Annotated in this window: 2 tRNA genes and 3 rRNA genes; all 5 read left to right on the top strand. The window is 54.1% G+C overall.

Annotated features, from left to right (window positions below):
* Nucleotides 1-259 precede the first annotated feature (259 nt).
* The 5 genes from HDE78_RS20735 to rrf all read left to right on the top strand — a co-directional run bounded on the left by HDE78_RS20735 (nucleotide 260) and on the right by rrf (nucleotide 5,542).
* A 16S ribosomal RNA gene (locus HDE78_RS20735) occupies nucleotides 260-1,804 on the top strand.
* A gap of 111 nt (nucleotides 1,805-1,915) precedes the next feature.
* A tRNA-Ile gene (locus tag HDE78_RS20740) sits at nucleotides 1,916-1,992 on the top strand.
* Between the two features lie 17 nt (nucleotides 1,993-2,009).
* Nucleotides 2,010-2,085: transfer RNA gene (locus HDE78_RS20745), tRNA-Ala, on the top strand.
* A gap of 209 nt (nucleotides 2,086-2,294) precedes the next feature.
* Nucleotides 2,295-5,176: ribosomal RNA gene (locus HDE78_RS20750) — 23S ribosomal RNA — on the top strand.
* 252 nt (nucleotides 5,177-5,428) lie between these two features.
* Nucleotides 5,429-5,542, top strand: a 5S ribosomal RNA gene (rrf, locus tag HDE78_RS20755).
* Together the 16S, 23S and 5S rRNA genes with 2 tRNA genes alongside form the textbook arrangement of a ribosomal RNA operon.
* The last annotated feature ends 177 nt before the right edge of the window (nucleotides 5,543-5,719 follow it).

The following is a 5,719-nucleotide window of genomic DNA, read 5'->3' on the forward strand; positions in this document are numbered from 1 at the left end:
TGTTGACGGCCACAAAAAACGATATAGAATGGGCGGCTCACCTAGGACGAAACGTCTTAGACGCAACACGAGGAATCGGTTGCAAGTGGTTGATCTTTGACAGTGTGCGCAGGTGAATTGTGTGGACGTCTTGCGATGGAGGGTTACGACCTGTCCAACAAATGCAAGCGTCCAATGAAAGAGAAAGTCAGTAATGAGTTTTGATTTTGTTGGGACTAACGCTTCAGAAAGATAGATTGTCTTCGGACAGTCGAAAACTTAAGTGAAGAGTTTGATCCTGGCTCAGATTGAACGCTGGCGGCATGCCTAACACATGCAAGTCGAACGGCAGCACAGCAGAGCTTGCTCTGTGGGTGGCGAGTGGCGGACGGGTGAGTAATGCATCGGGATCTACCTCAACGTGGGGGATAACGTAGGGAAACTTACGCTAATACCGCATACGTCCTACGGGAGAAAGCAGGGGACCTTCGGGCCTTGCGCGGTGAGACGAACCGATGTTCGATTAGCTAGTTGGTGAGGTAATGGCTCACCAAGGCGACGATCGATAGCTGGTCTGAGAGGATGATCAGCCACACTGGAACTGAGACACGGTCCAGACTCCTACGGGAGGCAGCAGTGGGGAATATTGGACAATGGGCGCAAGCCTGATCCAGCAATGCCGCGTGTGTGAAGAAGGCCTTCGGGTTGTAAAGCACTTTTATCAGGAACGAAATACCACGGGTTAATACCCTATGGGGCTGACGGTACCTGAGGAATAAGCACCGGCTAACTTCGTGCCAGCAGCCGCGGTAATACGAAGGGTGCAAGCGTTAATCGGAATTACTGGGCGTAAAGGGTGCGTAGGCGGTTAGTTAAGTCTGTCGTGAAATCCCCGGGCTCAACCTGGGAATGGCGATGGATACTGGCTGGCTAGAGTGTGTCAGAGGATGGTGGAATTTCCGGTGTAGCGGTGAAATGCGTAGAGATCGGAAGGAACATCAGTGGCGAAGGCGGCCATCTGGGACAACACTGACGCTGAAGCACGAAAGCGTGGGGAGCAAACAGGATTAGATACCCTGGTAGTCCACGCCCTAAACGATGCGAACTGGATGTTGGTCTCAACTCGGAGATCAGTGTCGAAGCTAACGCGTTAAGTTCGCCGCCTGGGGAGTACGGTCGCAAGACTGAAACTCAAAGGAATTGACGGGGGCCCGCACAAGCGGTGGAGTATGTGGTTTAATTCGATGCAACGCGAAGAACCTTACCTGGCCTTGACATGTCTGGAATCCTGCAGAGATGCGGGAGTGCCTTCGGGAATCAGAACACAGGTGCTGCATGGCTGTCGTCAGCTCGTGTCGTGAGATGTTGGGTTAAGTCCCGCAACGAGCGCAACCCTTGTCCTTAGTTGCCAGCACGTAATGGTGGGAACTCTAAGGAGACTGCCGGTGACAAACCGGAGGAAGGTGGGGATGACGTCAAGTCATCATGGCCCTTACGGCCAGGGCTACACACGTACTACAATGGTCGGTACAGAGGGTTGCGATACCGCGAGGTGGAGCCAATCCCAGAAAGCCGATCCCAGTCCGGATCGAAGTCTGCAACTCGACTTCGTGAAGTCGGAATCGCTAGTAATCGCGGATCAGCTATGCCGCGGTGAATACGTTCCCGGGCCTTGTACACACCGCCCGTCACACCATGGGAGTGAGTTGCTCCAGAAGCCGTTAGTCTAACCGCAAGGGGGACGACGACCACGGAGTGGTTCATGACTGGGGTGAAGTCGTAACAAGGTAGCCGTATCGGAAGGTGCGGCTGGATCACCTCCTTTCAAGAAATGACGGTCGCGAGCTCTCTCGCGCAAGACGTCCACACAAGGCACCTGTATTTTACGAAGTTGTTCCAGGTCGCCTGGTCTAGGTTCTGGGGTTCAGTCATCACTGGGTCTGTAGCTCAGGTGGTTAGAGCGCACCCCTGATAAGGGTGAGGCCGGTGGTTCGAGTCCACCCAGACCCACCATATTCCAAGGGTTCCTTGGGGCCTTAGCTCAGCTGGGAGAGCACCTGCTTTGCAAGCAGGGGGTCATCGGTTCGATCCCGATAGGCTCCACCATGGAATGACCGGTTCGTAAAATATAAGCACACCTCAAGATTTTGAAGTCATCCGGCGTTGAGGCCGGTGTGACGTTCTTTGAAAAACTGTAAACGAGTGACAAGCGTCTTGGTTCGAAACCGAACCGAGATAAGTGTTAAGGCAACGAAACGAAGTAACTTGGCTGCACCTGATGAGGGTGCATGCCCCGAGGCGACTTGGGGTTATATGGTCAAGCGACTAAGCGTATACGGTGGATGCCTTGGCAGTCAGAGGCGATGAAGGACGTGGCAGCCTGCGAAAAGTGTCGGGGAGCTGGCAACAAGCTTTGATCCGGCAATGTCCGAATGGGGAAACCCACTGCGCAAGCAGTACTGCATAGTGAATACATAGCTATGCAGGGCGAACCCGGGGAACTGAAATATCTAAGTACCCGGAGGAAAAGAAATCAACCGAGATTCCCTGAGTAGCGACGAGCGAACGGGGACTAGCCCAAAAGCACATTATGTTTTAGTCAAACGGTTTGGAAAAGCCGGCCATAGATGGTGATAGCCCAGTCGACGAAAAGACATTTTGTGTGAAATTGAGTAAGGCGGGGCACGTGAAACCTTGTCTGAACATGGGGGGACCATCCTCCAAGGCTAAATACTACTGACTGACCGATAGCGAACTAGTACCGTGAGGGAAAGGCGAAAAGAACCCCGGAGAGGGGAGTGAAATAGACCCTGAAACCGTATACGTACAAGCAGTGGAAGCCCGCAAGGGTGACTGCGTACCTTTTGTATAATGGGTCAGCGACTTACTGTCTGTGGCAAGCTTAACCGTATAGGGGAGGCGAAGAGAAATCGAGTCTGAATAGGGCGCATAGTCTCAGGCAGTAGACCCGAAACCGAGTGATCTATCCTTGGCCAGGTTGAAGGTGCGGTAACACGCACTGGAGGACCGAACCCACATCTGTTGCAATAGATGGGGATGAGCTGAGGATAGGAGTGAAAGGCTAAACAAACTCGGAGATAGCTGGTTCTCCTCGAAAGCTATTTAGGTAGCGCCTCGTGCGAATACTGTTGGGGGTAGAGCACTGTTATGGCTAGGGGGTCATCGCGACTTACCAAACCATGGCAAACTCCGAATACCAACACGTACTACACGGGAGACACACGGCGGGTGCTAACGTCCGTCGTGAAAAGGGAAACAACCCAGACCCGCAGCTAAGGTCCCAAAGTCATGGCTAAGTGGAAAACGATGTGGAAAGGCATAGACAGCCAGGAGGTTGGCTTAGAAGCAGCCATCCTTTAAAGAAAGCGTAATAGCTCACTGGTCGAGTCGGTCTGCGCGGAAGATTTAACGGGGCTAAGCCATGCACCGAAGCTCGGGGTGTGCACATTTATGTGTACGCGGTAGAGGAGCGTTCTGTAAGCCTGTGAAGGTGGATTGTAAAGTCTGCTGGAGGTATCAGAAGTGCGAATGCTGACATGAGTAACGATAATGGGGGTGAAAAGCCCCCACGCCGAAAGCCCAAGGTTTCCTCGCGCAACGTTCATCGGCGCAGGGTGAGTCGGCCCCTAAGGCGAGGCAGAAATGCGTAGTCGATGGGAAGCAGGTTAATATTCCTGCACTTTTCTATAGTGCGATGTGGGGACGGAGAAGGTTAGGTCTACCGGGCGTTGGTTGTCCCGGGGAAAGGCGGTAGGCATGGGTCTTAGGCAAATCCGGGACCCTTTATGCCGAGCACCGAGACGAGCCCTATTGGGCGAAGTGACTGACACCACGCTTCCAGGAAAAGCCACTAAGCTTCAGCTATAGAAGAACCGTACCGCAAACCGACACTGGTAGGCAGGGTGAGAATCCCAAGGCGCTTGAGAGAACTCGGGTGAAGGAACTAGGCAAAATGGCACCGTAACTTCGGGAGAAGGTGCGCCCTTTAGCGTGGTCACATGCGTGACTGAGCGTTGAAGGGTCGCAGTAACCTGGCCGCTGCGACTGTTTATCAAAAACACAGCACTCTGCAAACACGAAAGTGGACGTATAGGGTGTGACGCCTGCCCGGTGCTGGAAGGTTAATTGATGGGGTCAGCCGCAAGGCGAAGCTCTTGATCGAAGCCCCAGTAAACGGCGGCCGTAACTATAACGGTCCTAAGGTAGCGAAATTCCTTGTCGGGTAAGTTCCGACCTGCACGAATGGCGTAACGACAGCGGCGCTGTCTCCACCCGAGACTCAGTGAAATTGAATTCGCTGTGAAGATGCAGCGTTCCCGCGGCAAGACGGAAAGACCCCGTGAACCTTTACTATAGCTTTACACTGAACGTTGAGTTCTTCTGTGTAGGATAGGTGGGAGGCTTTGAAGCGCAGACGCCAGTTTGCGTGGAGCCAACCTTGAAATACCACCCTGAAGTGCTTGACGTTCTAACCTAGGCCCGTAATCCGGGTCAGGGACCGTGTATGGTGGGTAGTTTGACTGGGGCGGTCTCCTCCCAAAGAGTAACGGAGGAGCACGAAGGTACGCTCAGCGCGGTCGGACATCGCGCACTGTGTGCAATGGCATAAGCGTGCTTGACTGCGAGATCGACGGATCAAGCAGGTACGAAAGTAGGTCATAGTGATCCGGTGGTTCTGTATGGAAGGGCCATCGCTCAACGGATAAAAGGTACTCCGGGGATAACAGGCTGATACCGCCCAAGAGTTCATATCGACGGCGGTGTTTGGCACCTCGATGTCGGCTCATCACATCCTGGGGCTGTAGCCGGTCCCAAGGGTATGGCTGTTCGCCATTTAAAGTGGTACGCGAGCTGGGTTCAGAACGTCGTGAGACAGTTCGGTCCCTATCTGTCGTGGGCGTTGGAGATTTGAGGGGGGCTGCTCCTAGTACGAGAGGACCGGAGTGGACGTTCCGCTGGTGTTCGGGTTGTCATGCCAATGGCATTGCCCGGTAGCTATGAACGGAAGTGATAACCGCTGAAAGCATCTAAGCGGGAAGCACGCCCCAAGATGAGATCTCCCGAGAGCTTGACTCTCCTTAAGGCACCATCAAGACTAGGTGGTTGATAGGTCAGGTGTGGAAGTGCAGCAATGCATGGAGCTAACTGATACTAATGAGCCGTGAGGCTTGGCCATATAACCCCAAGTGGCTTTAGTTCGTGTGCTTTCCCTGCACGAGAAAGCGGCCATACCATGGCCGCACTCTTCAGAAGAGCATGCCTTGAAGCTTGTCCCGTCCGATTTCACCTCGACGCTTGTCACTCGTTTACACCTCTATTTGACGCGAGTCCTTTTCGCGAAGAGCCAAGCCCGCCATCCGTGGCGGACTCTTCAAAAGGGCTCGACCCAGATTGAAGCCGGCGCGTCATGCGCTGCTTCAACCCCTTCCCTGGCGGCCATAGCGGCGTGGTACCACCTGATCCCATCCCGAACTCAGAAGTGAAACGCGCATGCGCCGATGGTAGTGTGGCTTTGCCATGCAAGAGTAGGTCACCGCCAGGGGCCTTATACTGATCAACCCTCACCGGACACGGTGGGGGTTTTTCTTTTTAGCGATGTCGGCGCGCGCAGCGCCCGGGCCTGTAACCGCTCTACGCCAGCGCCCTTATACCCAAACCCTCGCCGGTGACGGTGGGGGGTTTTGCTTGGGCGACTCCTCGGTACTCGCACAGTCCAAAC

The sequence above is a fragment of the Rhodanobacter sp. K2T2 genome, from assembly GCF_013408815.1.
Classification (GTDB): domain Bacteria; phylum Pseudomonadota; class Gammaproteobacteria; order Xanthomonadales; family Rhodanobacteraceae; genus Rhodanobacter.